Here is a 26,788-nt window from a genome sequence, read left to right as displayed (position 1 = left end):
TTTTCTGGGCCCTACCCCAATTGTGGTATGGAACCGACGCAGGGGCGTCCCCAATTCTGCGCAGATCCATGATGGTTGCGCCGACGGGGGAGAATGAGGAAGGCACTGTGGGCACTCCACGCCGGCGTCACACCCATGGTGCGCCGACGTCCATCGAGCTGGGAGGACGACGCATGTCGCAACCCCATCCCCCGTCCCGGGGCGCCTCGCGCCGCGGGCACCCCACCATCCACGTGGCTGCCCGGCTGGCCCTGCTGGGCCAGACCGTGCAGGCCGCCCTGCACGGACGTGGGCTGGCGGCGCTGTGCCTCAGGCTGCCCGAGGAGGGCGTGCCGTGGGCCACCTCGCTGGTGCGCCCCGACGACCTGGTGCTGCTGCTCGACGACGTGGACGGACCCGGGGACCTCCGCCGGGCCCGGGAGAGGGTCGCCTCCTGCCCGGCGCGCTGCATCGTGCTCACCTCGGCCCCGACGGGGATGATCTGGGTGGCCCTCATGTCGAGCGGCGCGGAGGCCGTGCTGTCCTCCCAGGTCTCCCTCGACGACCTGGTCGAGACCATCGAGCACGTCCTGGCCGGCGACGACGTCGTGGACCCGCAGAGCCGCGCGTCGATGATCCAGGAGTGGGAGGAGGTCACCAGCCAGTTCGAGGAGATGGCCGGCCGGCTGTCGCGGCTCTCGCCGCGGGAGCTCGACGTCCTGGAGCGGGTCTCGCGGGGCGAGTCCGTGACCGAGATCGCCACCTCCCTGGGCGTGGCCGTCACGACGGTGCGCAGCCACGTCAAGTCCGCACGCAACAAGCTGGGGGTCAGCTCCCAGCTCGCGGCGGCGGCCATCTTGCGCAGGCGCCCCGACATCGAGGGCGTCGCCCCCGCGGGCCGGGCGCACTGATCCCCGACCGGCGTACGTCCTCGGCCTCGCTAGGCTGCCCCGGTGACTGAGACGACCCCGGGCACCGACCCGAGCCAGCTGGATGACCACGCCTTCGCCGCCTGGGCGGCCGAGCAGGCCGGCGCCGTCCTCCTCGAGGTGCGCGCCGGGGCCGACGAGCGCGGCCTCGAGGGCCGGGCGCTCAAGGACGCCGGCGACGCCGCGGCCCAGGACGTGCTGGCGCGGGTGCTGGGTCAGCACCGTCCGGACGACGCGGTGCTGAGCGAGGAGGCGGCCGACGACAAGGCTCGCCTCCGGGCGCGTCGGGTCTGGATCATCGACCCGCTCGACGGCACCCGGGAGTTCTCCGAGCCGCCGCGCGACGACTGGGCCGTGCACGTCGCACTCTGGGAGGACGGCGAGCTGGTCGCCGGCGCGGTCGCCCAACCGGCGCTGGGCGAGACCTTCAGCACCGGTACGCCGCGCGCGGTCCCGGCGCGCACCGCCGAGCGGCCCCGCATCGCGGTGAGCCGCACCCGGCCGCCGGCCTTCGTCGAGGCGCTCGCCGCCGAGATCGACGCCGAGCTGGTGCCGATGGGCTCGGCCGGCGTCAAGGTGATGAGCGTCGTGCGCGACCTCGCCGACGCCTACGTCCACGCCGGTGGGCAGTACCAGTGGGACAACGCCGCCCCGGTCGTGGTCGCGCGCGCCGCCGGCCTGCACTGCTCGCGCGTCGACGGCTCGCCCCTGGTCTACAACGAGGACGACACGTCGTTGCCCGACCTGATCGTGTGCCGTCCCGAGCTGGCCGAGCAGATCATCGCGTTCGTCCGCTCGCACGGGACCGACTGACCAGCTACCGGCGCCCGCCGGGCCGGCACGGGTGGAAAACCGGTGGGCGAAGTCGGCGCGGCCTGCCACGGTGGGCCCATGACCTCCCTCATCGCCCACACCACGGTCGACTGCCGCAACGCCTACGAGCTCTCCGAGTGGTGGAAGGCCCTGCTGGGCTACGCCGACATCGAGGGCGACCCCAACCTGCCCGGCCACGAGGAGTGCATGATCCGCGACCTCGAGTCCGGTCATCGCATCCTGTTCATCGAGGTGCCCGATGCCGAGCTCCCGACCAAGCGGATCCACTTCGACCTCCGCCCGCGCGAGGGCACCCGGGACGAGGAGGTCGAGCGGGTGGTGGCGATGGGCGCGCGCCAGGTGGGCGACCAGCGCGGCCGATACGGTCCGGGCACCGGCTGGGTCGTGCTGGCCGACCCGGAGGGCAATGAGTTCTGCATCCTCAGGTCGCTCGACGAGGTCCACGCGGGACCCGTGGCCGAGGAATGAGGACGAGCCTCCCCTGAACGCGACTCGGCCCCGGAGCGGTGCTCCGGGGCCGAGTGCGCTGTGGTGGGTCGTGCAGGGTCCGGGTCGCCCTGCGGGCTGCCCGTCGAGTCGTGCAGCGTCAGTAGCGGATCGTGTAGAAGCCCGCGGACAGCGTGGTGATCTTGCTGGTGCCCTTGATGATCACGCGGAAGTAGACCTTCTGGCCGCGACGGCCGGTGGGGAGCTTGACCCGGAAGGCGCTCTTCTTGTTGGTCTTGACCGTGCGGTACTTCTTGTACCGCTTGCCGACCTTGCGCTCGATGACGACCTTCTTGTTCTTGTACGACGGCTTGATCTTGCCGACGATGCTCGTCCCGGGCGTCTTGGCCCTGAGCTTGTAGGTCACACCGATGTTGAGGACGGCGGACTCGCTCGGGGCGTAGGTGTCCTCGTACGTGCTGGTCGCCGTGTAGCCGGAGTAGACGACCTTGTAGGCCACGTTGGAGGTGGGCTTCAGGTCGGGGAGGCTCAGGTAGCCGCTGGCGTCGACGGTGGCGACGGGCGTCCACGTCGGGTTGGACGGGGTGTACTGGTAGAGCGTCGCGGTGCCCTCGTAGGCGCTGCTGCCGTCGGAGGCGACCACGGCGCCCTGCAGGACGACGTCGCCGCCGTACTCGACCGGGTTGTCGCCGTAGGCGAGCTCCAGCGTCGTGGTGGTCGTGAGGTTGTCGGTGGCCTCGGCCGGCGCGCTGAGCGCCACCGGCGCGAGCCCGAGGAGGCCGGCCGTGGTCAGGCCGGCGATGAGTCGAGTGAAGCGCATGTGCCCCGTTCCCCTTTCGGTGGACGCCGTCGGCGCCCTGATGTCAGACGCGGGCCGGTCGCGGCCCGCTGGCCGCGACCTACCCGGCCGCGTGCCGCCGCAAACCCATCCGGACCGGTGGACTTCACGCGGCTTTCGTAGACTGACCGCCGACCCCCGTCCTCGGCTGGACGGGGGCTCGACGGCGTGCCCGCAGGGGCGTCGCCGACCCCGATGAGAGGACGCGATGAGCGCGCTGACCCGTGTGGCCGACGACCTGCTGGCCGGACCGGTGCTGGCCGAGGCGATGGCCGACGCCCGCGACGTCGCAGCCCTCGACCTCACCGGTCCCGCCGCGGTGCGCCCCTTCGTGATCCGCGGTCTCGTCGAGGCCGGCCGGATCGTGCTGGCGGTGACCGCCACCGCGCGCGAGGCCGAGGACCTCGTCGAGGAGCTGGTGGACCTCGTCGACCCGGCCCGCATCGCCTACTACCCGAGCTGGGAGACGCTGCCGCACGAGCGGCTGAGCCCGCGCAGCGACACCGTGGGGCGGCGGCTCGCGGTCCTGCGTCGGCTGCGCCATCCCGGCACCGACGCCACCAACGGCCCGCTGTCGGTGGTCGTCGCCCCCATCCGCTCGCTGCTCCAGCCCCAGGTCCGCGGCCTGGCCGACCTCGAGCCGGTCGAGCTCGTGCCCGGCCAGACCGTCGGGCTCGAGGACGTCGTCCGCGGCCTCGCGGACGCGGCGTACACCCGCGTCGACATGGTGGAGAAGCGCGGCGAGTGCGCCGTGCGCGGCGGCATCGTCGACGTCTTCCCCCCGACCGAGGAGCACCCGCTGCGGGTGGAGTTCTGGGGCGACGACGTGGAGGAGATCCGCGCCTTCTCGGTCGCCGACCAGCGCACGATGGGCACCGTGGAGCGGCTGTGGGCGCCGCCGTGCCGCGAGCTGCTGCTCACCGACGAGGTACGCCGCCGCGCGGCCGAGCTGGGTCGCGCGCACCCGCAGCTGCTGGAGCTGACCGACAAGATCGCTGCCGGGATCGCGGTGGAGGGCATGGAGTCCCTGGCCCCGGCCCTGGTCGACGAGATGGAGCTGCTGGTCGACCTCGTCCCCGAGGACACCACGGTGCTGGTGCTCGACCCCGAGCGCGCGCGGACCCGTGCCCACGACCTGGTGGCGACCAGCGAGGAGTTCCTCGGTGCCAGCTGGGCCGCCGCGGCCGGAGGCGGCCAGTCGCCGATCGACCTGTCGACGGCGTCCTACCGCGAGGTCGCCGACGTGCGCGAGCACTCCCTCGACCGCCGCCTGGCCTGGTGGACCGTGAGCCCGTTCGGCATCGAGACCGACGACGTCCCCGGCGTGGACCTCGACGTGGTGGTCGGCGCGGTGTCCTCGCGGGCCCTCACCGCCCAGCCGGCCGAGGCCTACCGCGGCGACCTCGAGCGTGCGATCGCCGACGTCCGTGGCTGGTTGGCCGACGGCTTCCGCGTCACCGTCGTCCACCCCGGCCACGGCCCGGCCGAGCGGATGGTGGAGGTGCTGGGCGAGCACGACGTGCCGGCCGGTCTCGACGCCGAGGGCGAGGGCGTCGTCACCGTCACCACCGGCTGCCTGACCCAGGGCGTCGTCGACCCCGCCGTGCGGCTCGCGCTCATCACCGGCGAGGACCTCAGCGGGCAGAAGGCGTCCACGCGCGACATGCGCAAGATGCCGGCCCGGCGCAAGAAGCAGATCGACCCCCTCGAGCTCAAGGCCGGCGACTACGTCGTCCACGAGCAGCACGGCGTCGGCCGGTTCGTCGAGATGATGCAGCGCGAGATGGCGGGCGCGACCCGCGAGTACCTCGTCCTGGAGTACGGCGCGTCCAAGCGCGGCGCGCCGCCGGACCGGCTCTTCGTGCCGGCCGACACCCTCGACCAGGTCACCCGCTACGTCGGCGGGGAGCAGCCCAGCCTCGACCGGCTCGGCGGCGGCGACTGGACCAAGCGCAAGAACCGCGCCCGCAAGGCGGTCCGCGAGATCGCGGCCGAGCTCATCAAGCTCTACGCCGCCCGCCAGGCCACCCAGGGCCACGCCTTCGGCCCGGACACGCCGTGGCAGCGCGAGCTCGAGGACGCCTTCCCCTTCAACGAGACCCCCGACCAGCTGAGCACGGTCGACGAGGTCAAGGCCGACATGCGGCGCACGGTCCCGATGGACCGCCTCGTCTGCGGTGACGTCGGCTACGGCAAGACCGAGATCGCTGTCCGCGCCGCCTTCAAGGCCGTGCAGGACGGCAAGCAGGTGGCCGTGCTGGTGCCGACCACGCTGCTCGTCACCCAGCACCTCAGCACCTTCACCGAGCGGATGAGCGGCTTCCCGGTGGTGCTCAAGGGGCTCTCGCGCTTCCAGACCGACAAGGAGGCTCGCGAGGTCATCGACCAGCTCGCCACCGGCGAGGTGGACGTCGTGGTGGGCACCCACCGGCTGCTCAACCCCGACATCCGGATGAAGGACCTCGGGCTGATCATCGTCGACGAGGAGCAGCGCTTCGGTGTCGAGCACAAGGAGCAGATGAAGCGGCTGCGCACCTCGGTCGACGTGCTCTCCATGAGCGCCACCCCGATCCCGCGCACGCTCGAGATGGCGGTCACCGGCATCCGGGAGATGTCGACGATCACCACCCCGCCCGAGGAGCGGCACCCGGTGCTGACCTACGTGGGCGCCTACGAGGACCGCCAGGTGGTCGCCGCCGTCCGCCGCGAGCTGCTGCGCGAGGGCCAGGTCTTCTTCATCCACAACCGGGTCAACTCGATCGAGAAGGCCGCCGCCCGCATCCGCGAGCTCGTGCCCGAGGCCCGGGTCGCCACGGCGCACGGCCAGATGGGCGAGCACCAGCTCGAGCAGGTGATGCTCGACTTCTGGGAGAAGCGCTTCGACGTGCTGGTCTGCACGACCATCGTGGAGTCGGGCCTCGACGTGTCCAACGCCAACACGATGATCATCGAGCGGGCCGACACCCTCGGCCTGTCCCAGCTGCACCAGCTGCGCGGACGCGTCGGCCGCTCCCGCGAGCGCGCCTACGCCTACTTCCTCTACCCGGCCGAGAAGCCGCTCACCGAGACCGCCCACGAGCGGCTGGCCACCCTCGCCCAGCACTCCGACCTCGGCGGTGGCATGGCGATCGCGATGAAGGACCTCGAGATCCGCGGCGCGGGCAACCTGCTCGGCGGCGAGCAGTCCGGCCACATCGCCGACGTCGGCTTCGACCTCTACGTGCGCCTGGTGGGGGAGGCGGTCGCGGACTTCAAGGGCGACGCCGAGCCCGAGGTCAACGAGGTGCGCATCGAGCTGCCCGTCGACGCCCACCTGCCGCACGACTACATCCCCTCCGAGCGGTTGCGCCTCGAGATCTACAAGCGCCTCGCCGAGGTGCGCTCCGACGAGGACGTCGACGGCCTGCGTGAGGAGCTCGTCGACCGGTACGGCGAGCCGCCGGCCGTGGTGGAGTCGCTGCTGATCGTGGCCCGCTTCCGCGCCCGGGCCCGGCGCGCCGGCGTCGGGGAGGTGACGATCGCGGGCAAGAACGTCCGGTTCGCACCCGTCGACCTGCCCGAGTCGCGCGTCGTACGCCTCAACCGGATCTACCCGAAGTCGATCGTCAAGGCCCCGGTGAGCACGATCCTGGTGCCGCGCCCGCAGACCGCTGTCATCGGGGGCAAGCCGATCACGGGCATCGCCCTGCTTGAATGGGCCCGTGGTGTGATCGACACCATCATCGACCCGCCCGGGGCCTCGTAGGTCGCGGGCCGGTCCAGTCCAGGAGTTCCAGTGTCGAGGAGTGTCGCGTGAGCAGGACCCGAGCGAAGACCGCCCTGCGGACGGCGGGGGCCGTGGCCCTCTCCGGCCTGGTGCTGAGCGGCTGCGGCAGCAGCGCCCGGCCCGGCGTGGCCATCGAGGTCGGCGACGAGACGATCTCCACGAGCACCGTCGACAGCGCGTCGGGGCACCTGTGCACCGCGCTCGGCGACGAGTTCAGCGCCAACGGCACGGTGGTGCCGATGGGCTTCATCCGCCAGGGCGTGGTCCAGCTGATGACGCTGTCGTCGACCGCGCGCCAGATCGCGGACGAGTACGGCGTGGAGCCGGGCGCGGCGTACGAGCGCGAGGTCGCCTCGCGCACCCGCACCGCGGCGGCCTTCCCCGAGGAGGTGCGCGACGACTACGTCGAGGTGATGAGCGCCAACGCGCTGGCCAACGACGTCCTCGAGCAGGTCGGTCGCGCCGAGCTGGCCGAGCAGGGCTTCGCGGAGCCCAGCGTGGAGCAGGTCACCCAGGCCGGCACCGACATCTTCACCTCGTGGCCCGACGCCCACGGCGTCACGGTGGACCCGCGCTACGGCGTGGAGCTGGTCGACGGCACCCTCACCCCGGTCGACACCAACCTGTCGGTGGCCGTCGGCGAGGACGCGAAGGCCGGCCTGGCGACCGAGCCCGACGTCACCTACGCCAACACGCTGCCCGAGAACCACCGCTGCGGCTGATCTCGTGGTGTCGCAGCCCGCGTCGGGCGAGCCGCTGGTCGAGTTCGTGGGGGTGATGCGCCGGCTGCGGGCCGAATGCCCGTGGAAGGCCGCCCAGACCCATGCCTCCCTGGCGCGCTACCTCCTCGAGGAGACCCACGAGACCCTCGAGGCGATCGACGCGGGGGCGGCGTCCGGCGACTGGGACCACCTGCGCGAGGAGCTCGGCGACCTGCTGCTCCAGGTCTACTTCCACGCCGCCATCGCCGAGGAGCGGGGGGAGTGGAGCATCGACGACGTCGCCGCCGACATCGTCGCCAAGCTGCGCCGGCGCAACCCCCACGTCTTCGGTGAGGCCACTGGCGAGGTCCTCACCCCCGAGCAGGTCAACGCCGAGTGGGAGGCACGCAAGGCGGTCGAGAAGCCGCAGCGCACCGCGGTCACCGACGGCCTGCCCCCGGGCCTGCCCGCCCTGCTGTACGCCGACAAGGTGCTCGACCGACTCTCCCGCGCCGGACGCCAGGAGGAGCAGCCACCTCCCATGACGTCCGAGGAGCTGGGGGAGCGGCTGCTGGAGCTGGTGGCGGCCGGACGCGCGGCGGGCGTCGACCCCGAGCAGGCGCTGCGCGTCGCCGTACGCCGTCGGACCGATGCGCCAGCCGATCGGCCGGGGGCCGACGACCCCGCCTGAACGGCCCGGGCGGCACCGTCACGTGCGGGTCTAGGCTGAGGTCGCACTCGACCCCACCCACGACTTCCCAGGAGCAACCTGTGGCATCCATCGCAGCTGTCGGCGCCCGCGAGATCCTCGACTCGCGAGGCAACCCCACCGTCGAGGTGGAGGTCCTCCTCGAGGACGGCGCGTTCGGACGCGCCGCCGTGCCCAGCGGCGCCTCGACCGGTGCCTTCGAGGCCGTCGAGCTGCGCGACGGCGGCAAGCGGTACGTCGGCAAGGGCGTGCAGAAGGCCGTCAAGGGCGTTGTGGAGGACATCGCCGGGGTGATCGTGGGCCTCGAGGCCGACGACCAGCGCCTCGTCGACCAGGCCATGCTCGACCTCGACGGCACGCCCAACAAGGCCAAGCTCGGCGCCAACGCGATCCTCGGTGCCTCGCTGGCCACCGCGCGGGCGGCGTCGGAGTCGGCCGGCCTGCCGCTGTTCCGCTACGTCGGCGGCCCCAACGCCCACCTGCTCCCGGTGCCGATGATGAACATCCTCAACGGCGGCTCCCACGCCGACTCCAACGTCGACATCCAGGAGTTCATGATCGCCCCGATCGGCGCGGCGACCTTCGCCGAGGCGCTGCAGCAGGGTGCCGAGGTCTACCACGCGCTCAAGGCGGTGCTGAAGAAGAAGGGCCTGGCCACCGGGCTCGGCGACGAGGGCGGCTTCGCCCCCGACCTGTCGTCCAACCGCGCGGCTCTGGACCTGATCGCCGAGGCCGTGAAGTCGGCCGGGCTCAAGCTCGGCAAGGACATCGCGCTGGCGCTCGACGTGGCGGCCAGCGAGTTCCACGACCGCAAGAAGTACGCCTTCGAGGGCAAGAAGAAGTCGGCCGAGGAGATGACGGCCTACTACGCCGAGCTCGTCGCGGCGTACCCGATCGTCTCGATCGAGGACCCGCTCGACGAGGACGACTGGTCCGGCTGGCAGACCCTCACCGCCCAGCTCGGCGACCGGACCCAGATCGTCGGCGACGACCTGTTCGTCACCAACGTCGAACGGCTCGGGCGTGGCATCGCCGAGCAGTCGGCCAACGCGCTGCTGGTCAAGGTCAACCAGATCGGCTCGCTCACCGAGACCCTCGACTCCGTCGACCTCGCGCACCGCAACGGCTTCCGCTGCATGATGAGCCACCGCTCGGGCGAGACCGAGGACACGACCATCGCCGACCTCGCCGTCGCCACCAACTGCGGGCAGATCAAGACCGGTGCGCCGGCCCGCTCCGAGCGCGTCGCGAAGTACAACCAGCTGCTCCGCATCGAGGACGAGCTGGGTGACGCGGCTCGCTACGCCGGCGCGGGCGCGTTCCCCCGTTTCAAGGGCTGATCGGGGCAGACTGCTCCCCATGGCTCAGCAGCCCTCCAGCAAGAGGGGCACTCCCCGGGGTGGACCCGGCAGGACCACGGGGCCCGGCTCGCGCACGCAGCGCGGCCGGTCCACCGCGTCCCGGCCGGCCACCCCGGCGGGAGCGCGCCCGGGTGCGCCGTCGCCGCGGCGACCGCGGCTCACCGGTCGCGCCGCCGTGCTGGTGCTCGTGCTCGCCGTGCTGACGGTCTCGTACGCCTCCTCGATGCGGGCCTACCTCCAGCAGCGCTCGCACATCTCCGAGCTCAAGACCGCGATCGCCGAGCGCGAGGCGGCGATCAACGACCTCGAGCGCGAGAAGCAGCGCTGGGAGGACCCGGCGTACGTCAAGGCCCAGGCCCGGGCCCGCTTCGGCTACCTCATGCCGGGGGAGACCGGGTTCCAGGTGCTCGACGAGAACGGCCGGCCGCTGGAGCAGCAGGCCACCCTCAACGACCCCGACGACGTGCTCAAGATCGAGCCGACCCCGTGGTGGTCGCCGGCCTGGGACTCCGTGGAGCTCGCCGGCAACCCGCCCCCGCCCCAGCCCGAGACCCCGTCGGTCATCGACGGCGTCAAGCTCGACAAGTCCGGACAGCAGTGACCTCAGTAGCAGAACCCGTCGACCCCGCCGACGTCGCCGCGGTCGCGGCCCAGCTCGGCCGCGAGCCGCGCGCCATCCACGAGATCGGGCACCGCTGCCCCTGCGGCAACCCCGACGTGGTGACGACCCTGCCTCGGCTGCCGAACGGCACGCCGTTCCCCACCACGTACTACCTCACCTGCCCGCGCGCGGCCTCCCGCATCGGCACCCTCGAGGGCTCCGGCCTGATGAAGGAGATGCAGGACCGGCTCGGCGAGGACCCTGAGCTCGCGGCGGCCTACCGCGCCGCCCACGAGGCCTACGTGGCCGCGCGCGACGCGCTCGCGGCCGGGGCCGACCAGGACGTCCCCGAGATCGCCGGCATCACGGCGGGCGGGATGCCCGACCGGGTCAAGTGCCTGCACGTCCTCGCCGGGCAGTCGCTGGCGCAGGGCCGCGGCGTCAACCCGCTGGGCGACGAGGTCCTCGACCTGCTCGGGGAGTGGTGGGCCACCGGCCCGTGCGTCGAGCGCGCTCGCGCCGATGGGTGAGCTGGTCGGGGCGATCGACTGCGGCACCAACTCGATCAAGCTCCTCATCGGTACGCCGCCCGCGGTCGTCCTGCGCGAGTCGCGCGTGGTGCGCCTCGGGCAGGGGGTCGACACCACCGGGGAGCTGTCGCAGGAGGCGCTGGCCCGGACGTTCGCGGCGATCGACGAGCTCGGCGGGATGCTCCGCGACCTCGGCGTCCCACCCGAGCGGACCCGGTTCTGCGCCACCTCGGCCACCCGCGACGCCCGCAACGCCGCCGTCTTCGTCGAGGGCGTGCGCGCCCGTCTCGGCGTGACCCCGCAGGTGCTGTCCGGCGCCGAGGAGGCGGCCCTGGTCTACGCCGGCGCCGTCGGCCCGCTGACCCCGATGCCCCCGGAGCCGGTGCTGGTCGTCGACATCGGCGGCGGCTCCACCGAGCTGGTCCTGGGCGAGGACGGGCCGCGGGAGTCGACCTCGATGGACATCGGGTCGGTGCGCCTGCACGAGCGGCACCTGCACTCCGACCCGCCGACGGGCGCGCAGGTCGCCGCGTGCGTCGCCGACGTCGAGCGGCACCTCGACGACTCGGGCGTGGACGTCGCGAGCGCCCGCACGGTCATCGGCACCTCGGGGACGATCAAGACCATCGCGTGCGGGGTGCTGGGCCTGGCGGTGTACGACCGGGACGCCTTCGACGGCGCCGAGCTGTCCGTCGCGGACACGTTGGACTTCTGCGACCGGCTGGTCGCGATGCGGGTCGAGCAGCGCCGCGCGCTGCCCTACATGCACCCTGGTCGCGCCGACGTGGTCGGCGCGGGGGCCCTCATCTGGACACGCATCCTGGCCCGGGCCCTGGGGCCGACCTACCGCGTCTCCGAGGCCGACATCCTGCACGGCATCGCGGCCTCCATCGGTACCTCGACCGGGTCCTGAGGCGGCGCCGTGCCCGTCGACCTGCCGCACCCGTCGACCGGCCGGCCCTTCCCCTCCCCGGTCCCGCCGGGCACCGGCTGGCCGGGTGACCCGGCCGCTCCCGACACCCGGGTGGCGCGGTCCGCGAACGGCGTACGACGCCTCGCGTCGACCGACGACCTCGACCTGCTGGACGCCCGGGTCAGCGTCTGCTCGGCCTGCCCGCGGCTGGTGCGGTGGCGCGAGGACGTGGCGCGCGACAAGCGGACCTCCTTCGCCGACCAGCCCTACTGGGGACGGCCCATCCCCGGCTGGGGCGACCCGGAGGCCGGCATCCTCGTCGTGGGGCTGGCGCCGGCGGCCAACGGCGGCAACCGCACCGGACGCGTCTTCACCGGGGACTCGAGCGGCGACTGGCTCTTCGCCAGCCTGCACCGGGTCGGGCTCGCGACGCTGCCGACGAGCACCCACGCCGACGACGGGCAGCAGCTGGTCGGCACCCGGATGGTGGCCACCGTGCGCTGCGCGCCGCCGGACAACAAGCCGACGCCGCAGGAGCGCGACACCTGCGCCCCGTGGCTGCACACCGAGCTGCGGCTGCTGGCGCCCCACGTCCGCGTCGTCGTCGCGCTGGGGGCCTACGGGTGGGCGGGCGCCCTCACCGGGCTGGCGGGCCTGGGGCTCGAGGTGCCCCGGCCGCGGCCCCGGTTCGGCCACGCCGCCGAGGTGCGCATCGGCGACGTCGTCCGGCTCGGCTGCTACCACCCCTCGCAGCACAACACCTTCACCGGACGGCTGACGCCGGACATGCTCGACGACGTGTTCCGGCGGGCACGGACGCTCGCGGCGGACCCGGGTCCGGACCCTGACAGAATGGCGCCGTGACCCTCCACGCCATCACCGTCCTCGGCCACGACCGCCCGGGGATCATCGCCGGCACGACCGACCGCCTCGCCGGGCTGGGCCTCAACCTCGAGGACTCGACGATGACGCTGCTGCGGGGCCACTTCGCCATGACGCTCGTGTGCGCCGGTGACGCGCGGGCGGCCGACATCGAGGAGGCGCTCGCGCCGCTCGCCGCGGACGGCACCCTCACGGTGACGGTCCGCGAGGTCCCCGAGGAGGAGCCGCACGCCGCGGTCGGCAGCCAGTGGGTGCTCACCGTCCACGGTGGCGACCGGCCCGGCATCGTGTCCGCGGTCATCGGCGAGATCGCGGAGGTGGGCGGAAACGTCACCGACCTGACCACGCGCTTGGCCGGCGACCTCTACCTGCTCATCGCCGAGCTCGACCTGCCGGCCTCGGTGGACGCCGACTCCCTCGCGGGGTCGCTGCGGTCGGTGGCCGACCAGCTGGGCGTCGGGGTCACCCTGCGGCCCGCGGAGTCCGACGAGCTGTGAGCGTCCATCCCCACGTGGCGGCCTGGACCGAGGCCGACCTCGACGTCGTCGGGCGCGTGCGCGACGTCGTACGCGCTCCTGCCCGGGTGCTGTCGACCGACGGCGACCGGGTCGACCCCACCGCCCCGGAGACCGTGCAGCTCGCCGCCGACCTGGTCGCGACGATGCGGGTCTCGCCCGGGTGCGTCGGGCTCGCCGCCCCGCAGGTGGGGGAGGGCGTCAAGGTGTTCTGCGTCGACGTCTCCGAGCACCCCAAGACCCGCGACCACCACGGGACCTTCGTGCTGTGCAACGCCGAGGTGGTCGAGTCGAGCCGCAACGAGAAGGCCCGCGAGGGCTGCATGAGCGTGCCCGACCTGACCGGCGACGTGAAGCGACCCAGCCGGGTGGTCGTCCGTGGCCAGCTCCCCGGCACCGGTGAGGAGGTCACCCTCGAGGCCAACGCCTTCGAGGCGCGCGCCCTCCAGCACGAGATCGACCACTGCGACGGCCTGCTCTTCCTCGACCGGGCGGCGGGGGCGCACGCGATCTACGCGCGCAAGACCTACCTGTGACGAGCTGACGTCATACGGTGGGGGCCACCCGGGGGCTCCGTCCGCACGACGTCCCGGCGCTCCACCGCCCCGGTATCCCAATCGGCAGAGGAAGCGGTCTTAAAAACCGCGCAGTCTGGGTTCGAGTCCCAGCCGGGGCACGGGTTCGACACACGGAGGGGGAACCATGGGACACCGAGCAGCGCTGGCGGCACTCGTCCTGGCCGGTGGGGTGCTCGCGGTCGGGCAGCCGGTCGCCGCGGCCGGGCCGACCTGCGACGGACGGACGCCCACCATCGTGGGGACCGAGGGCGCCGACACGCTGACCGGGACGTCCGGCGACGACGTCATCGCCGGACTCGGAGGTCGCGACGTCATCTCCGGGGGCGCCGGTGACGACGTCGTCTGCGGCAACGCCGGGCCCGACGACATCTCCGGCGGCGAGGGCGACGACCGCCTGTACGGCGGCACCAACGGCCGCCTCAACGTGTTCGAGAGCGAGCCGGAGCCCGCCGGCGACGTGGTCGTCCCGGGTCCGGGCGACGACCTGGTCGACCTCGGCGTCAACACCGTGCTGCGGGCCGACGGCTGGAACCCGCCGGACACCCTCGACTACGGCCGGGCCGCCGCGGGCGTCACCGTCGACCTCGTCGCCGGCACCGCGACCGGCGAGGGCACCGACACCGTCGTCGTCGCCCAGCCCCAGCCGAGGATCGGGTACGTCGTCGAGCTGCTGGGCTCGCCGTACTCCGACCACCTCCTCGGCACCGAGTCCGCCGACCAGCTCGTCGGCAACGGCGGCGGCGACCGGATCGAGGCCCGCGGCGGCGACGACCTGGTCCTCAACGCCTGGGACGCGTACTCGCCCGCCCCGGGAGAGCCGGCCGACGACGTCTTCGACGGCGGCGCCGGCGACGACTCCCTCGACTCGACCGGCGGCGCCGACGTGCTGCTCGGGGGACCGGGGCGCGACCACCTGCGCAAGGAGGGCGGCACCACCGCGGCGGACGGCGGCCCGGACGCCGACGTGCTCGAGCTCTACCTCTCGCCCGGGCACCACACGGCGTCCGGCGGCGACGGGACAGACGCGATCTCCGTCTCCGTGGTGAGGAGCGGCGCCGTCCGCAGGCCGGCGTGGGGCGTCTTCGACCACGGGCGCGGCGTGTTCCGGGCGGGTACGCCGGACGGTGGCCGCCTCCGCGTGGCGCTCGACTCGCTGGAGCGGGTGACGATGCCGGTCTCGCCCGGACGCTGGACCTACCTCGGGACACCGGGCGACGACCGGGTGCGCGGCGGCGCGGCGTACACGGCCCGGGGACGCGGGGGAGACGACCGCCTCGACGGCTCGTACGACGACGACGTGCTGCTCGGCGGGGCCGGCCGCGACCGGGTCCGCGGGCACCGCGGGACCGACCGGTGCCGCGGCGAGGTCGTCCACGGCTGCGAGTGAGGCGGACGGCCGTCACCGAGCGGGAACACCAGCGTGTTCTCGCACGTTTGGACGAATGTGCACCTGAGTAAGGTGGGTGCAACCAGACAGGCCTCCAAGGAGAGACCATGAAGAGCAACAACCCGATCTTTGCCCGGTCCGAAGAGTTCAACGGCACCGGCTCCAACGCCTACGGCAACCAGACCTACGCCGGCGGTGGCCAGTCCTACCCCGGCTACGGACAGACGCAGCAGTCCCCGTACGCCACCACCGACCCGTCCCAGTGGGGCACCGGCACGCCGACGACCCCCGAGGTCGACGGCGGGCGGATGACGATCGACTCGGTCGTCCAGAAGACCGCGGTCACTCTGTTCGTCGTCATCGCGACGGCCGCCATGACCTGGTTCTGGACCGGTGACTCGATCACCGAGGGTGGCGCCGTCAACCAGGACGCCATCGGCAAGCTCTACCTCGCCCTGATGGTGGGCTCGTTCGGCGCCTTCGGCCTCTCGATGGTCCTGTCGTTCAAGCGGTCCATCAGCCCGGCCCTGGTGATCGCCTTCGCGGCGCTCGAGGGCGTGGCGCTGGGTGCCTTCTCGAAGTTCATCGGACTGCAGGTCGGCAACACCGACATCGTGCTGCAGGCCGTCATCGGCACCTTCGCCGCCTTCGCGGGCACGCTGGCCGCCTACAAGTTCTTCGACATCCAGGTCGGCAACAAGTTCCGCACCTTCGTCGTCGCGGCCATGTTCGGCATGGTGGCGCTCGGCCTGCTCGAGATGGTGCTCGGCTTCTTCGGCAACCAGATCGGCCTGTTCGGCTTCGGCGCCATGGGCCTGCTGTTCGCCGTCGGCGGCCTGGTGCTCGGCGTGTTCATGCTGATCCTCGACTTCGACTTCGTCGAGAAGGGCGTGGCCGCCGGCCTCCCCGAGCGCGAGTCCTGGCGTGCGGCCTTCGCGCTGACCGTCAGCCTCGTGTGGATCTACACCAACCTGCTCCGGATCCTCGCGATCTTCCAGCAGGACTGATCGTCCGGCCCGTGAGGGCCTAGACCGTCTCCGCCGGCCTCTCGTCCTCGGACGAGGGGCCGGCGTCATGCTGCAGGGCCTCGCGGTGTGCGGCCTCGCCCTCGCTGGTCTCCGGCGTCTCGGTCTCCCCACCGGGCCGGCGACGGCGCCGGCGCAGCTCGACCCAGCGGCCGCGCAGCCCGCGCTGCGAGCCGGACACCTCGGTGCCGTCGAGCTCGGTGCCGGGGGTGTTGACGGCCTGGGCCGCCGCCGTCGCGACCGGCATGACGCCCTCGCCGCGGAAGGGCTCGGGCAGCGCCTCGTCGTCGGGGCCCAGGCCCAGGGCGGCCAGCGCGGACGGGATGAGGACCGCCGCCAGCTGGCGGTAGCCGTTGGCGCTGGGGTGGAACTGGTCGGGGCCGAAGAGCAGCGCGGGGGCGGCGGCGAACTCGGGGCCGAGCACGGAGGCCAGCGACACCGTGCGCCCGCCGGCCTCGACGACGGCGATGGTCTGGGCGGCCGCGAGCCGGCGCGACCACGAGCGGGCGACCTGCTTGAGCGGGGGAGCGATCGGCTTGATCGTGCCGAGGTCCGGGCACGTGCCGACCAGGACCTCGACCCCGGCCTGGCGCAGGCGGCGTACGGCCTCGGACAGGTGGCGCACCGACTGCGACGGCGTGACCGTGTGCGTGACGTCGTTGGCGCCGATGAGGATCACGGCGATGTCGGGACGGGTCCCCAGCGCGGCGTCGACCTGGCTCCCGAGGTCGCTGGACTGCGCGCCGACCACCGCGAGCTCGCGCAGGTGGACCCGGCGGTCGGCCTGCACCGCGACCCCGCTGGCGAGGTGGGCGCCCGGGGTGTCCTCGACCCGCTCGACCCCGTAGCCCGCCGCGCTGGAGTCGCCCAGCAGGGCGATCCTGACGGCCGGACCCGGCCGGCCGCGGCCGTACCAGCCCGTCGCGTCCGGGGGCGGGTCGTCGGTGAGGGTGCCGATGGTCCGGCGGGCGAGGCGGGCCTCGGCCACCAGCACGCCGTACAGCCCGGCGCCGAGCACGGAGAGGCCTCCGCCACCGAAGGCGGCGGCGGAGGCGAGCTTGCGTGCGGCGGCTGCGGTTCCCACGACTTCATGTTACGGGCCGGTAGGTGGCTAGATTGGCCGGGTGAAGTACGCGAATTCCCTGCTCGAGCTCATCGGCAACACCCCGCTGGTGCGCCTCGACCGTTCCCTCGACCTCCCCGACCCCGCAGGCGGCGGCTCCCGATCGGGGCCGCTGGTGCTCGCGAAGGTGGAGTACCTCAACCCCGGCGGGTCCGTGAAGGACCGCATCGCGACGCGCATGATCGAGGCCGCGGAGGCCTCCGGCGCACTGCAGCCCGGCGGCACGATCGTGGAGCCGACCTCCGGCAACACCGGCGTCGGCCTCGCGATGGTGGCCCAGCAGAAGGGCTACCACTGCATCTTCGTGTGCCCGGACAAGGTCAGCGAGGACAAGCGCAACGTGCTCAAGGCGTACGGCGCCGAGGTGGTCGTCTGCCCGACGGCGGTGGCCCCCGAGCACCCGGACTCCTACTACAACGTCTCCGACCGCCTCGCCTCCCAGCCCGGCGCGTGGAAGCCCGACCAGTACTCCAACCCCCACAACCCGCGCTCGCACTACGAGACCACCGGTCCGGAGATCTGGGAGCAGACCGAGGGGCGGATCACCCACTTCGTGGCGGGCGTCGGGACCGGCGGCACCATCAGCGGCATCGGCCGCTACCTCAAGGAGCGCAACCCCGACATCCAGGTGATCGGCGCCGACCCGGCCGGGTCGGTCTACTCCGGGGGCAGCGGACGCCCCTACCTCGTCGAGGGCGTGGGTGAGGACTTCTGGCCCGAGACCTACGACCGGACGGTCGCGGACCGGATCATCGAGGTCTCCGACGCCGACTCCTTCGCCTTCACCCGCCGGCTCGCGCGCGAGGAGGCGATGCTGGTGGGCGGCTCGTCCGGGATGGCGGCGTACGCCGCACGCCAGCTCGCCCACGAGCTCGCGGAGCAGGGACGCGACGACGCGGTGATCGTCGTGCTGCTGCCCGACTCGGGCCGCGGCTACCTCACCAAGGTGTTCAACGACGCCTGGCTGGGCCAGTACGGCTTCGCCACCGAGGGGGACTCCGACCTGCGCACCGTGGGCGAGGTGCTGCGCGGCAAGTCCGGGCGGCTGCCCGACCTGGTGCACACGCACCCCTCGGAGACGATCGCCGAGGCGGTCCACATCCTCCAGGAGTACGGCGTCTCGCAGATGCCCGTCGTGCGCGCCGAGCCGCCGATCGTGGCCGCCGAGGTGGCCGGCTCGGTCTCCGAGCGCGCCCTCCTGGACGCGCTCTTCGCCGGGACGGCCACGCTGACCGACCCGGTCGAGGACCACATGTCGGCCCCGCTGCCGTCGATCGGCGCCACCTCGCCGGCCCGCGAGGCCGTCGCGATGCTGGAGAAGGCCGACGCCGCACTGGTCCACGAGGACGGCAAGCCGGTCGGGGTCATCACCCGGCAGGACCTGCTGGCCTACCTGGCGAAGGGCTGAGGGCGATGAGGTCCACCCGCTTCCACGGCGCCCGTGCGCGCGCCGCCGCCCTGCTCGTGCTCGCCCCCGTGCTGGCGCTCGGCGCCTGCGGCGAGGACGAGCCGGCCGACCCCGAGGCCCCGCTGACCGTCGAGGTGGGCAAGGAGTTCACCTGGAACGGCTTCACCGTGCCGGCCGGCTGGGAGTACGACACGATCACCGAGACGGTCGCGCTCGAGGACCAGACGCACCCGCTGGTGCGCGCCAAGGTCGTCAACGGCGGCGACGAGAAGCGCTCGGCGCTGTTCGAGTTCGTCTTCGTGGCCGACGGCGACGCGCTGGCGACGGTCAAGTGCAACTCCACCGAGGAGCTGGCGCCCGACCAGGAGGGCGACCTGTTCTGCCCGGGCTTCGGCCAGCCGGTGCCGGAGGGCTACGACACCGTCGTCGTCCAGCCGGTCACCCGCTCGTAGCCCCGGTCGCGCCCGACCGCGTCGGCACCGTCGAGAGCACGTCGGCGAGCTCCTCGATGCCGTCGATGAGGCGGGTGCCCGGGCGCGCCCACGACGCGTTGGCGTCGACGGCGTGCACCGGGACGTCGGCGGGCAGCACGCCCGAGGCGACGAGCTCGTCGGCCAGCGCCTGGGCGCCGTCGCGGTCGTAGCCGCAGGGTGCCACCACCACGACGTCGGGCCGGGCGGCGTGGACGTCCTCCCACGTGACCCGCACGCTCTTCTCGCCGGCCGTGCCGAGCACCGGCTCGCCACCGGCGAGGTCGACCATCTCGGGGATCCAGTGACCGGGCGCGAACGGCGGGTCGGTCCACTCGAGCAGCACCACGCGCGGGCGCGGGCGGGTGCCCACGCGTCGTACGACGTCCGCGAGGCGCCGGTGCGTGTCCTGCACGAGGGCGTCGGCCTCGACCTCACGCCCGGTGGCCCGGCCGAGGACGCGGAACGACTCCAGCACCTCGGCCAGCGTGTGGGGGTCGATGGTCAGCACGTCGGCGGTGCAGCCGAGGTGGGCCAGCGCGTCGTCCACGACCGCGACGTCGACCGCGCACACCGCGCACAGGTCCTGGGTGACCACCAGCTCGGCGTCCAGGCCTGCCAGCGCCCCCTCGTCGAGGTGGTAGAGGTCCTCGCCGCGCTGCATCGCCGAGGCCACGAAGTCGTCGATCTCGCGCGGGCCGAGTCCCTCCGGCATGGCGCTGGTCGACACGATCGTGCGACCGCGCGCCTCCGCGGGGTGGTCGCACTCGAAGGTCACCCCGACGACGTCGTCGCCGGCCCCGATCGCGAAGAGGATCTCGGTGGTGGAGGGCAGCAGGGAGACGATGCGCACGCGCTCCAGCCTAGGGTGATGGCGTGGAGCTGACGACCGGGACCGTGCTCCTGCTCATGCTGGCGGCGCTGTCGGCCGGCTTCGTGGACGCGGTGGTCGGCGGCGGCGGGCTGATCCAGCTCCCGGCCCTGCTGCTCGGCCTCCCGGGTGCCTCGGTGGTGCAGATCGCGGCCACCAACAAGCTGGCGTCGTTCTGCGGGACCTCGATCAGCGCGGCGACGTACTTCCGGCGGGTCCGGCCCGACCCGCGGACCTTCCTGCCCCTGATGCTGGCCGCCTTCACCGGCTCGCTCGGCGGCGCGTTCGTCGCCTCGATGATGCCGCGCAGCGCCTTCGACCCGATCATCCTGGTGGTCCTCGTGCTGGTCGGTGCCTACGTCTGGTTCAAGCCGTCGGTCGGGACCCTCACGGCGCTGCGCTACAGCGGCGGCACCCACATCTGGGCGGTGGCGCTGACCGGGGTGGCGATCGGCTTCTACGACGGGGCCATCGGCCCGGGCACCGGGTCGTTCTTCGTCTTCGCCCTCGTCGGCGTGCTCGGCTACAACTTCCTCGAGGCCTCGGCCAAGGCCAAGCTCGGCAACTGGGCCACCAACCTCGCGGCGCTCGTCGTCTTCATCCCGCAGGGGGCGGTGATGTGGAAGCTCGGGCTGCTCATGGCCCTGGCCAACATCGTCGGCGGCTACGTCGGGGCGCGGGTGGCGGTCGCACGGGGCGCGCGGTTCGTCCGGGTGTTCTTCCTCGCGGTGGTCTCGGGCTTCGTCGTCCGCATCGGCGGGGGCCTGCTCGGCGTCTGGTGAGCCGATCACGACACCGGCCCCGGTAGCGTGCATCCGTGAGCGTGATGGACAGGGTCGACCACTTCCAGCGGAAGCATCCCGTCATCGGGTTCCCGCTGGCGGTGGTCTACAAGTTCTTCGACGACCAGGGCAACTACCTGGCGGCGATGCTGACCTACTACGCGTTCGTGGCGATCTTCCCGCTGATGCTGCTCGGCACCTCGATCCTCGGCTTCGTGCTGGGCGCCAAGCCGGAGTGGCAGGCGGAGATCCTCGACTCCGCGCTCGCCCAGTTCCCCATCATCGGCGACCAGCTCGGTCGGCCCGAGGGGCTGCGCGGCTCGGCGGCCGGCGTCGCCTTCGGAACCCTGGCCGCGCTCTACGGCGCGCTCGGCCTCGCACAGTCGCTGCAGAACGCCATGCACGTCGCCTGGTCGGTGCCCCGCAACGCGCGACCCAACCCGTTCTACTCGCGGCTCAAGAGCCTCATCCTGCTGACGACCGCGGGCGCCGCGCTCCTGGGCGTCACCGTCCTGTCCACGGTGGCGAGCACCACCACGACCTTCTTCGAGCAGGGGGAGCGCTGGCTGCTCCAGCTGGTGACGGTCCTGGTGGTGGGGGTCGGGCTGACCGTCCTGTTCCGCTTCGCCGCGACCGGGCAGCACAGCTTCCGGCGGGCGGCCCCCGGCGGCTTCTCGCTCGCCGTGATGTTCCAGCTCCTCCAGCTCGGTGGTGCCCTGTACGTCGCCAAGGTCCTGGTCGGCACCACCGCGATGACCAAGACGTTCGGGCTCGTGCTGGGGCTCGTCGGCTTCTTGTTCATCGGCGCGGTGATGGCGGTGCTGGCGATGGAGATCAACGTGGTGATCGCTCGCCAGCTCTACCCCCGCGCGCTGCTCACCCCGTTCACCGACGCCGTGTCGCTGACGGAGGCAGATCGTCGCGCCTACGCGTCGTACGCCCGGATGCAGCGCCACAAGGGCTTCGAGCGGGTGTCGGTCTCGTGGGACGAGCCCGAGCCGGCTCCCGAGGTCGAGCCGACGCGGGCCCAGGGCGAGCCGGAGCGCCTCACCGACCCCGCCCCGTGACGTCGTACCTCACCCTGGCGCGGGACGCGACGGCGGAGATCGAGGTCAAGCGCTCCCGGTTCCTGTGCACGCTGCGGCGGGTGGGCGACGAGGAGGCCGCCCGGGCGGTCGTCGCCGAGCAGCGCGCCCGGCACTGGGACGCGCGGCACCACTGCTCGGCCTTCGTGCTGGGTCCCGGCTCGCAGCTGCAGCGCTCCAGCGACGACGGCGAGCCGGCGGGCACGGCGGGGGCACCGATGCTCGAGGTGCTGCGTGGGGCCGGGGTCTCGGACGTGGCCGCCGTGGTGACGCGCTGGTTCGGCGGCACGCTTCTGGGCGCCGGCGGGCTGGTCCGGGCGTACGGCGACGCGGTGCGGGCCGCGCTGCCCGAGGCGGGCACCCGGCGCCGGGTGCTGATGACCGAGCTGGCCCTCGAGGTGGGGCACGCGGACGCCGGGCGCATCGAGAGCGAGCTGCGGGCCCGTGGGGTCAGCGTGCTGGAGGTGGAGTACGCCGCCACCGTGCGGTTGCTGCTCGGGTCGAGCGAGCCCGCCGAGGTGGCCGCCCAGGTGGCGGCCCTCACCGGCGGCGCGTCCGTCGTCGACCGCGTCGGCGAGCGCTGGGTCTGACCCTCCGCGGATCCGCTGGGAATATTGCATGCCTTGCTACGTTGTAACTGTGTAATCACGTAATGACTGCAAGGAGAAGCTGATGAACACGCATGACGAAGGACGAGGCCGCGGACGTCGCGGCGAGGGTCGTGGACGCCGGGGTGGCTGGCAGGTCGCCGACCTGCCCGAGGCCGGCGACGCCCAGGACTGGTTCACCGGGCGGCTGCCCGACGGCTGGTTCGACGGTGTCGAGGTGAGCGTCGACCGCGAGGAGATCGTGGTGATCGGCGCCCTGGCCGGCGATGCCGAGGAGGTCTCGAGCGCCGAGGCCGAGGGTCGGATCGGTCGCTTCCGCTCCGAGACCCGCGAGCAGCGCATCGAGATCGCCCTCGAGGCCGAGGCGCGCTACCAGCGCAAGGTGTCGTGGGGCGCGAGCCTCGGTGGCACCACCGCGCTCTTCACGCACGTCGCGGCACCGGTGATGACCCGGCTGCGCCAGCCAGAGCGGCAGGTGCTCGACACCCTCGTGGACGCCGGGGTCGCCCGGTCGCGCTCGGACGCGCTCGCCTGGTCGGTCCGCCTCGTCGGTCAGCACGCCGACGAGTGGCTGGGCCAGCTGCGCGACGCGATGTCCGAGGTCGACAAGCTGCGCGGCGAGGGCCCGTCCCTGTGACCGACTGACCGCCGCCGGCGAGCAGCACGACCCGGGTCACAGTGACCCGGGTCGCACTGCGTCGCCGGGGTGTCTAGGGTCGGGACGTGTTCTGGTTGAGCGCCTTCATCGACGCACCCGAGGAGTCCTTCGAGGAGACGGTCGCCTTCTGGGCGGCGGTCACGGGGTGGGCGCCCTCCGTCCGGCGCGGCGTCCACGACGAGTTCCTGACCCTGGCGCCGGGCGATGCCGACGACCACCTGCGGATGCAGCGCCTGGCCTCCGGAGAGGCCCGGATCCACCTCGACGTCCACGTCCGCGATCCCCGGGCGGCCGCCGACCGGGCGGTCGGGCTGGGCGCGGTCGAGCTGGCCGACGACGGGTACGTCGTCCTCGAGTCGCCCGGCGGGCTGACCTTCTGCCTCGTCACGCACCCCTCGTCGAGGCCGGCCCCGCCGTCGCGCTGGCCCGACCTCTCCACCAGCCTGGTCGACCAGGTCTGCCTCGACGTGCCCGCAGCGGCGTACGACGCGGAGACCGGCTTCTGGCAGGAGCTGCTCGGCTGGCAGCGGGTGGGGTCGTCCTTCCGCGAGTTCGAGCGGCTGGCCCGGCCCGACGGCCAGGCGCTCCGCCTCCTGCTCCAGCGCCTCGACGACGAGGGGGGCCCGACCCGCGCCCACCTCGACCTGGCCTGCAGCTCGCGGGACCGCGAGGTCGTGCGGCACGCCTCCCTCGGCGCCCGGCTCGTCGACGACCGCGAGAGCTGGACCGTGATGGCCGACCCGGCGGGCCTGGCCTACTGCCTCACCGACCGGCCGCCGGGGTGAGCCAGCAGGGCGGCCTGCCGTGGAGCTGGGGTGACCTCTCCGGCACGACCGACCACTTCGGCGGGCGCGGTCCCGGGCTGCACGCCGCCCGCGGGGTGCGGGTCGCCGCACCGCCCGACGTGGTGTGGCGATGGGTACGACAGCTGCAGGTGGCGCCGTACAGCTATGACCTCGTCGACAACCTCGGACGCCGCAGCCCGCGCAGCCTGACCCCCGGGCTGGGGGAGTTCGAGCCCGGGGGCCGCTTCATCATCTTCACCGTCCGCGCGGTGGATCCGGGACGCTCCGTGGAGCTCGAGATCACCCGGGCCGGCGCGGTGCGGCTGTTCGGTCCGGTGCTGATGGCCTACTCGGTGACCTCCCCGGACGCCGACGGCGGCTCCGGCGGCGGCGCCGGCACGGTGCTGCGGTGCGACCTCTTCGTGCCGGGAGCCGCCCGGGGCGTGGCGACGGCCGCCCTGATGTGGGGGGACCTGGTGATGATGCGCAAGCAGCTGCTCACCTGGAAGGCGCTCGCGGAGCGGGACGTCCGCTAGGTTTCGCCGGCATGAGCACCGACGCCCTCCGGGGCCTGGCCGACCTCGCCCGCGACCGCACGACCCGGCAGGGCCTCGAGGCACAGCTCGCGGTGGCCCGGCAGCGCCTGGCCGACACCCAGCAGCGCGCGGCCGCGGCCGTCGACACGCTGGCGGGGGAGCTCGCCGACGTCGACCGGCTGGAGTCGATGTCGATGACCCGGATCCTCGCCGGGCTGCGGGGCAGCCGCGACACCGACCTGGACCGGGAGCGGTCCGAGGCGCAGGCCGCCCAGTACGCCGCCGCGGAGGCCGAGGCGCGCCGGCAGTCCGCCGACCGGGAGGTGACCGACCTCGTGGCCCGCATCAACGCCCTCGGCGACCTCGACGCCCGGCGCGAGGAGCTGCTCAGCGCCCGCGAGGCCGAGGTGGCCGCCGACCCCGCGACCACGACGGTGGCCGGCCGGGTCACCGAGCTGGCCACGGCCGTCGGTACGCGGGAGGCCGAGCTCGCCCAGCTCGACGAGGCCGCGGTCGCCGCCCAGCACGCGCTCGGCGCCCTGCGGGAGGCGGACCGGCACCTCGGCAGCGCCGGCTCCTGGTCGACGTACGACACGTTCTTCGGCGGCGGGATGGTCACCGACATGGTGAAGTACGACCGGCTCGACAAGGCGGGTCAGGTGATCCGGCAGGCCGACTCCGCGCTCGGCCACCTGGCCACCGAGCTCGCCGACGTCGGGCTGCACGCCGTGGGTGGGATCCAGGTCGACCAGATGACCCAGTTCTTCGACGTGTGGTTCGACAACATCTTCAGCGACTGGGCGGTCCGGGACCGGATCCGGCAGGCGTCGGACCGGGTGCGATCCGCCACGGCCGGGGTGGGCGAGACCCTCGAGGTGCTCGTCCGCCGGCGGGACGCGGCGCTGGAGGACCTGCACCGGCTCCGCGCCGAGCGCGAGCAGCTGCTCACCACCTGAGCCCCGCCGCCCGGGGCCGGCGTCCCTACGGCACGGGCGCGACGTAGACCCAGCGCCCGCCCCGACGCTCGAAGGTGCTGCGCTCGTGCAGCACGCCGGGACCTGCCGGGGTCTCGTAGTGCGCCCGGAACTCCACCTCGTCACCGCTGGCGTCGAGCACCTCCAGCCGGGTCCAGGTCAGCCCGGGACCGGGCGTGAGGTCGTCGGGGCGGGTGCGGGGGTGCCAGGTGCGGAACACGTGGTCGAGCTCCCCGAGGGCGTACGCCGAGAACCGGGACCGCATCAGCTCCTCGGGACTCGACGCGAGGGCCGTGCCCCGGTGCAACGGCCCGCAGCACGCGTCGTACGCCGCTCCGGAGCCGCACGGGCAGGGACGGACGAGGCTCACCCGCCAGACCCTACGGCCGGCGCCGGAAACCCGGGTGCCGGGACCGCCGCGCCCCGCTAGCGTGCGGGCCATGTCGAGCTACCCGCAGGACCCGCCCTTCGCCGCCGACGAGACCACCATGCTCCGGGGGTGGCTCGACTACTACCGCGACACGCTGCGCGCGCAGACCGGCGGCCTCGACGGCGCCCAGCTGGCCACCACCATCCCCGGGCACCCGGCGGTGATGACCCTCGGCGGGATGCTCAAGCACCTCGCCTTCGTGGAGCAGTGGTGGTTCACGATCGCGCTCCACGACCGGCCGCCGGTGGGGTTCTGGGCCGAGGTCGACTGGGACGCCGACGAGGACTGGGACTGGAGCTCGGCGCGCCACGACTCACCGCAGGAGCTGCGGGAGATCTACGACGCGGAGGTCGCCCGCGCCGACGCGGCCCTCGACGAGGCGCTGGCCACCGGCGGCCTCGACCAGCCCGCTCTGCGCGCGCGCCGGGACGGCTCGGTCGCCACGCTCCGCTGGATCCTTTTCCACATGGTCGAGGAGTACGCCCGCCACGCCGGGCACGCGGACCTGATCCGCGAGTCCGTGGACGGCGCGGTCGAGCTCTGAGCCGGTGGTCGCAGGCGGGTCAGCCGACCTCCTGGTGCAGGCACAGGACGTTGCCGTCGGGGTCCTTGAACCACGCGGCTCGTTCGGTGCCCATCTCCGCGACGTGGTCGACGGTCTTGAGGTCCGGCAGGTCGTAGTCCTCGAACACGACGCCGCGACCCTCGAGGGTGCCGATCTCGGAGGTGACGTCGTCGACCTCGAAGCTCATCGCGGTGCTCTCCGAGGGACGGCTGTCGGGGCGGGGCAGGAGGACGAGCTGTGCGTCGCTCCCCACGGCGAACATCGCGCTGCCCTCGTCGTTGGTCCCGGTGAGCTCGAGTCCGAGGGACTCCTGGTAGAACTGCGTGGCGCGGTCGACGTCGGTGACCGGGAGCATCAACGCCACCCCGCTGTGTGCGAGCGACATGCTGCGCCTCCTTCGTCCCCCCATCGTGCGCCCGAGGCGCGCCGTGCGTCCATGGCGAGAGCGGACCAACCACGACGACGCGCCTCACCAGCGCACGCGAGAGCCGCTGATCT

30 protein-coding genes and 1 tRNA gene are annotated in these 26,788 nt (G+C 73.2%); 26 read left to right on the top strand and 5 right to left on the bottom strand.

Features of this window, described 5'->3' with window-relative positions:
* Positions 1 to 173: 173 nt before the first annotated feature.
* The 3 genes from ASG94_RS05460 to ASG94_RS05450 all read left to right on the top strand — a co-directional run bounded on the left by ASG94_RS05460 (position 174) and on the right by ASG94_RS05450 (position 2,210).
* A complete protein-coding gene (locus ASG94_RS05460; protein ID WP_056925334.1) occupies positions 174 to 890 on the top strand; it encodes a helix-turn-helix transcriptional regulator in 717 nt (238 codons plus the stop codon).
* A gap of 42 nt (positions 891 to 932) precedes the next feature.
* Entirely contained in the window at positions 933 to 1,721 is a 789-nt protein-coding gene (locus tag ASG94_RS05455; protein ID WP_235537136.1) for a 3'(2'),5'-bisphosphate nucleotidase CysQ, read from the top strand.
* A 78-nt stretch (positions 1,722 to 1,799) separates the two neighbouring features.
* Positions 1,800 to 2,210 carry a VOC family protein gene (locus ASG94_RS05450; RefSeq protein ID WP_056925333.1) on the top strand — a complete coding sequence of 137 codons (411 nt, stop codon included), beginning with the start codon at positions 1,800 to 1,802 and terminating at the stop codon, positions 2,208 to 2,210.
* Between the two features lie 118 nt (positions 2,211 to 2,328).
* Here ASG94_RS05450 and ASG94_RS05445 read toward each other — a convergent pair whose 3' ends face one another.
* Positions 2,329 to 3,009: a hypothetical protein gene (locus tag ASG94_RS05445; protein ID WP_056925332.1), complete on the bottom strand. Its 681-nt coding sequence runs from the start codon at positions 3,007 to 3,009 to the stop codon at positions 2,329 to 2,331.
* Between the two features lie 226 nt (positions 3,010 to 3,235).
* Between ASG94_RS05445 and mfd the strand changes: the two genes are divergently transcribed.
* From mfd to ASG94_RS05380, 13 genes are all read left to right on the top strand, one after another.
* The gene (gene mfd, locus ASG94_RS05440) at positions 3,236 to 6,772 is read left to right on the top strand and encodes a transcription-repair coupling factor (protein ID WP_056925331.1); all 3,537 of its coding nucleotides are present in this window, start codon (positions 3,236 to 3,238) and stop codon (positions 6,770 to 6,772) included.
* A 47-nt stretch (positions 6,773 to 6,819) separates the two neighbouring features.
* A complete protein-coding gene (locus ASG94_RS05435) occupies positions 6,820 to 7,515 on the top strand; it encodes a hypothetical protein (protein WP_056925330.1) in 696 nt (231 codons plus the stop codon).
* Between the two features lie 7 nt (positions 7,516 to 7,522).
* A complete protein-coding gene (locus ASG94_RS05430; protein WP_235537135.1) occupies positions 7,523 to 8,185 on the top strand; it encodes a MazG family protein in 663 nt (220 codons plus the stop codon).
* Positions 8,186 to 8,265: 80 nt separating this feature from the next.
* Positions 8,266 to 9,543 (top strand): phosphopyruvate hydratase, encoded by a 1,278-nt coding sequence (gene eno, locus ASG94_RS05425; protein ID WP_056925329.1) that lies wholly within the window; start codon positions 8,266 to 8,268, stop codon positions 9,541 to 9,543.
* A gap of 19 nt (positions 9,544 to 9,562) precedes the next feature.
* Positions 9,563 to 10,165 carry an FtsB family cell division protein gene (locus ASG94_RS05420; RefSeq protein ID WP_056925328.1) on the top strand — a complete coding sequence of 201 codons (603 nt, stop codon included), beginning with the start codon at positions 9,563 to 9,565 and terminating at the stop codon, positions 10,163 to 10,165.
* Positions 10,162 to 10,695 carry a DUF501 domain-containing protein gene (locus tag ASG94_RS05415; protein ID WP_056925327.1) on the top strand — a complete coding sequence of 178 codons (534 nt, stop codon included), beginning with the start codon at positions 10,162 to 10,164 and terminating at the stop codon, positions 10,693 to 10,695. Before ASG94_RS05420 ends, ASG94_RS05415 begins: the two co-directional genes overlap by 4 nt.
* Positions 10,688 to 11,608: a Ppx/GppA phosphatase family protein gene (locus tag ASG94_RS05410; RefSeq protein ID WP_056925326.1), complete on the top strand. Its 921-nt coding sequence runs from the start codon at positions 10,688 to 10,690 to the stop codon at positions 11,606 to 11,608. The genes ASG94_RS05415 and ASG94_RS05410 overlap by 8 nt, the downstream gene beginning before the upstream one ends.
* Before the next feature lie 9 nt (positions 11,609 to 11,617).
* Entirely contained in the window at positions 11,618 to 12,472 is an 855-nt protein-coding gene (locus ASG94_RS05405; RefSeq protein ID WP_082623946.1) for a uracil-DNA glycosylase, read from the top strand.
* Positions 12,469 to 12,987 (top strand): glycine cleavage system protein R, encoded by a 519-nt coding sequence (locus tag ASG94_RS05400; RefSeq protein WP_056925325.1) that lies wholly within the window; start codon positions 12,469 to 12,471, stop codon positions 12,985 to 12,987. The genes ASG94_RS05405 and ASG94_RS05400 overlap by 4 nt, the downstream gene beginning before the upstream one ends.
* Positions 12,984 to 13,541: a peptide deformylase gene (locus tag ASG94_RS05395; RefSeq protein WP_056925324.1), complete on the top strand. Its 558-nt coding sequence runs from the start codon at positions 12,984 to 12,986 to the stop codon at positions 13,539 to 13,541. The genes ASG94_RS05400 and ASG94_RS05395 overlap by 4 nt, the downstream gene beginning before the upstream one ends.
* 66 nt (positions 13,542 to 13,607) lie before the next feature.
* Positions 13,608 to 13,681 (top strand) — tRNA-Leu (locus ASG94_RS05390).
* Between the two features lie 26 nt (positions 13,682 to 13,707).
* Complete coding sequence (locus ASG94_RS05385; protein WP_056925323.1) at positions 13,708 to 14,970, top strand: calcium-binding protein; 1,263 nt, start codon at positions 13,708 to 13,710, stop codon at positions 14,968 to 14,970.
* Positions 14,971 to 15,077: 107 nt separating this feature from the next.
* Positions 15,078 to 15,977 carry a Bax inhibitor-1/YccA family protein gene (locus tag ASG94_RS05380; protein ID WP_056925322.1) on the top strand — a complete coding sequence of 300 codons (900 nt, stop codon included), beginning with the start codon at positions 15,078 to 15,080 and terminating at the stop codon, positions 15,975 to 15,977.
* Between the two features lie 19 nt (positions 15,978 to 15,996).
* On the opposite strand, the gene ASG94_RS05375 is transcribed toward ASG94_RS05380, so the two are convergent.
* Positions 15,997 to 17,079, bottom strand: coding sequence for an SGNH/GDSL hydrolase family protein (locus tag ASG94_RS05375; protein WP_082623945.1), 1,083 nt, complete (start codon positions 17,077 to 17,079; stop codon positions 15,997 to 15,999).
* Between the two features lie 40 nt (positions 17,080 to 17,119).
* Here ASG94_RS05375 and ASG94_RS05370 point away from each other — a divergent pair, with 40 nt between their 5' ends.
* A complete protein-coding gene (locus tag ASG94_RS05370; protein WP_056925321.1) occupies positions 17,120 to 18,526 on the top strand; it encodes a cystathionine beta-synthase in 1,407 nt (468 codons plus the stop codon).
* Positions 18,527 to 18,531: 5 nt separating this feature from the next.
* Positions 18,532 to 18,978, top strand: a complete 447-nt coding sequence (locus tag ASG94_RS05365) for a hypothetical protein (RefSeq protein WP_056925320.1) — start codon at positions 18,532 to 18,534, stop codon at positions 18,976 to 18,978.
* Here ASG94_RS05365 and ASG94_RS05360 read toward each other — a convergent pair.
* Positions 18,965 to 19,849 carry an ABC transporter substrate-binding protein gene (locus tag ASG94_RS05360; protein ID WP_056925319.1) on the bottom strand — a complete coding sequence of 295 codons (885 nt, stop codon included), beginning with the start codon at positions 19,847 to 19,849 and terminating at the stop codon, positions 18,965 to 18,967. The genes ASG94_RS05365 and ASG94_RS05360 overlap by 14 nt on opposite strands.
* Positions 19,850 to 19,872: 23 nt before the next feature.
* On the opposite strand from ASG94_RS05360, the gene ASG94_RS05355 reads away from it, so the two are divergent.
* The 7 genes from ASG94_RS05355 (at position 19,873) to ASG94_RS05325 (ending at position 25,277) form a co-directional block, all read left to right on the top strand.
* Entirely contained in the window at positions 19,873 to 20,649 is a 777-nt protein-coding gene (locus tag ASG94_RS05355; protein ID WP_235537134.1) for a sulfite exporter TauE/SafE family protein, read from the top strand.
* A 44-nt stretch (positions 20,650 to 20,693) separates the two neighbouring features.
* Complete coding sequence (locus tag ASG94_RS05350) at positions 20,694 to 21,716, top strand: YihY/virulence factor BrkB family protein (protein WP_056925318.1); 1,023 nt, start codon at positions 20,694 to 20,696, stop codon at positions 21,714 to 21,716.
* Positions 21,713 to 22,324 carry a YigZ family protein gene (locus ASG94_RS05345; protein ID WP_056925317.1) on the top strand — a complete coding sequence of 204 codons (612 nt, stop codon included), beginning with the start codon at positions 21,713 to 21,715 and terminating at the stop codon, positions 22,322 to 22,324. Before ASG94_RS05350 ends, ASG94_RS05345 begins: the two co-directional genes overlap by 4 nt.
* Before the next feature lie 82 nt (positions 22,325 to 22,406).
* Positions 22,407 to 22,979, top strand: a complete 573-nt coding sequence (locus ASG94_RS05340) for a hypothetical protein (RefSeq protein WP_056925316.1) — start codon at positions 22,407 to 22,409, stop codon at positions 22,977 to 22,979.
* Positions 22,980 to 23,065: 86 nt separating this feature from the next.
* Positions 23,066 to 23,785: a VOC family protein gene (locus tag ASG94_RS05335; RefSeq protein ID WP_056925315.1), complete on the top strand. Its 720-nt coding sequence runs from the start codon at positions 23,066 to 23,068 to the stop codon at positions 23,783 to 23,785.
* The gene (locus ASG94_RS05330) at positions 23,782 to 24,321 is read left to right on the top strand and encodes a hypothetical protein (protein WP_056925314.1); all 540 of its coding nucleotides are present in this window, start codon (positions 23,782 to 23,784) and stop codon (positions 24,319 to 24,321) included. The genes ASG94_RS05335 and ASG94_RS05330 overlap by 4 nt, the downstream gene beginning before the upstream one ends.
* An 11-nt stretch (positions 24,322 to 24,332) precedes the next feature.
* Positions 24,333 to 25,277 carry a hypothetical protein gene (locus tag ASG94_RS05325; RefSeq protein ID WP_056925313.1) on the top strand — a complete coding sequence of 315 codons (945 nt, stop codon included), beginning with the start codon at positions 24,333 to 24,335 and terminating at the stop codon, positions 25,275 to 25,277.
* Between the two features lie 25 nt (positions 25,278 to 25,302).
* Here ASG94_RS05325 and ASG94_RS05320 read toward each other — a convergent pair whose 3' ends face one another.
* Positions 25,303 to 25,665 (bottom strand): YchJ family protein, encoded by a 363-nt coding sequence (locus tag ASG94_RS05320; RefSeq protein WP_056925312.1) that lies wholly within the window; start codon positions 25,663 to 25,665, stop codon positions 25,303 to 25,305.
* 70 nt (positions 25,666 to 25,735) lie between these two features.
* Here ASG94_RS05320 and ASG94_RS05315 point away from each other — a divergent pair, with 70 nt between their 5' ends.
* Positions 25,736 to 26,269, top strand: a complete 534-nt coding sequence (locus ASG94_RS05315) for a mycothiol transferase (protein ID WP_056925311.1) — start codon at positions 25,736 to 25,738, stop codon at positions 26,267 to 26,269.
* Positions 26,270 to 26,288: 19 nt separating this feature from the next.
* Here ASG94_RS05315 and ASG94_RS05310 read toward each other — a convergent pair whose 3' ends face one another.
* The gene (locus ASG94_RS05310; protein ID WP_056925310.1) at positions 26,289 to 26,675 is read right to left on the bottom strand and encodes a VOC family protein; all 387 of its coding nucleotides are present in this window, start codon (positions 26,673 to 26,675) and stop codon (positions 26,289 to 26,291) included.
* Between the last annotated feature and the right edge of the window lie 113 nt (positions 26,676 to 26,788).

Origin of the sequence: Nocardioides sp. Soil805, assembly GCF_001429625.1 — a bacterium.
GTDB lineage: Bacteria > Actinomycetota > Actinomycetes > Propionibacteriales > Nocardioidaceae > Nocardioides.
This window is presented reverse-complemented; position numbering and strand designations above follow the sequence as displayed.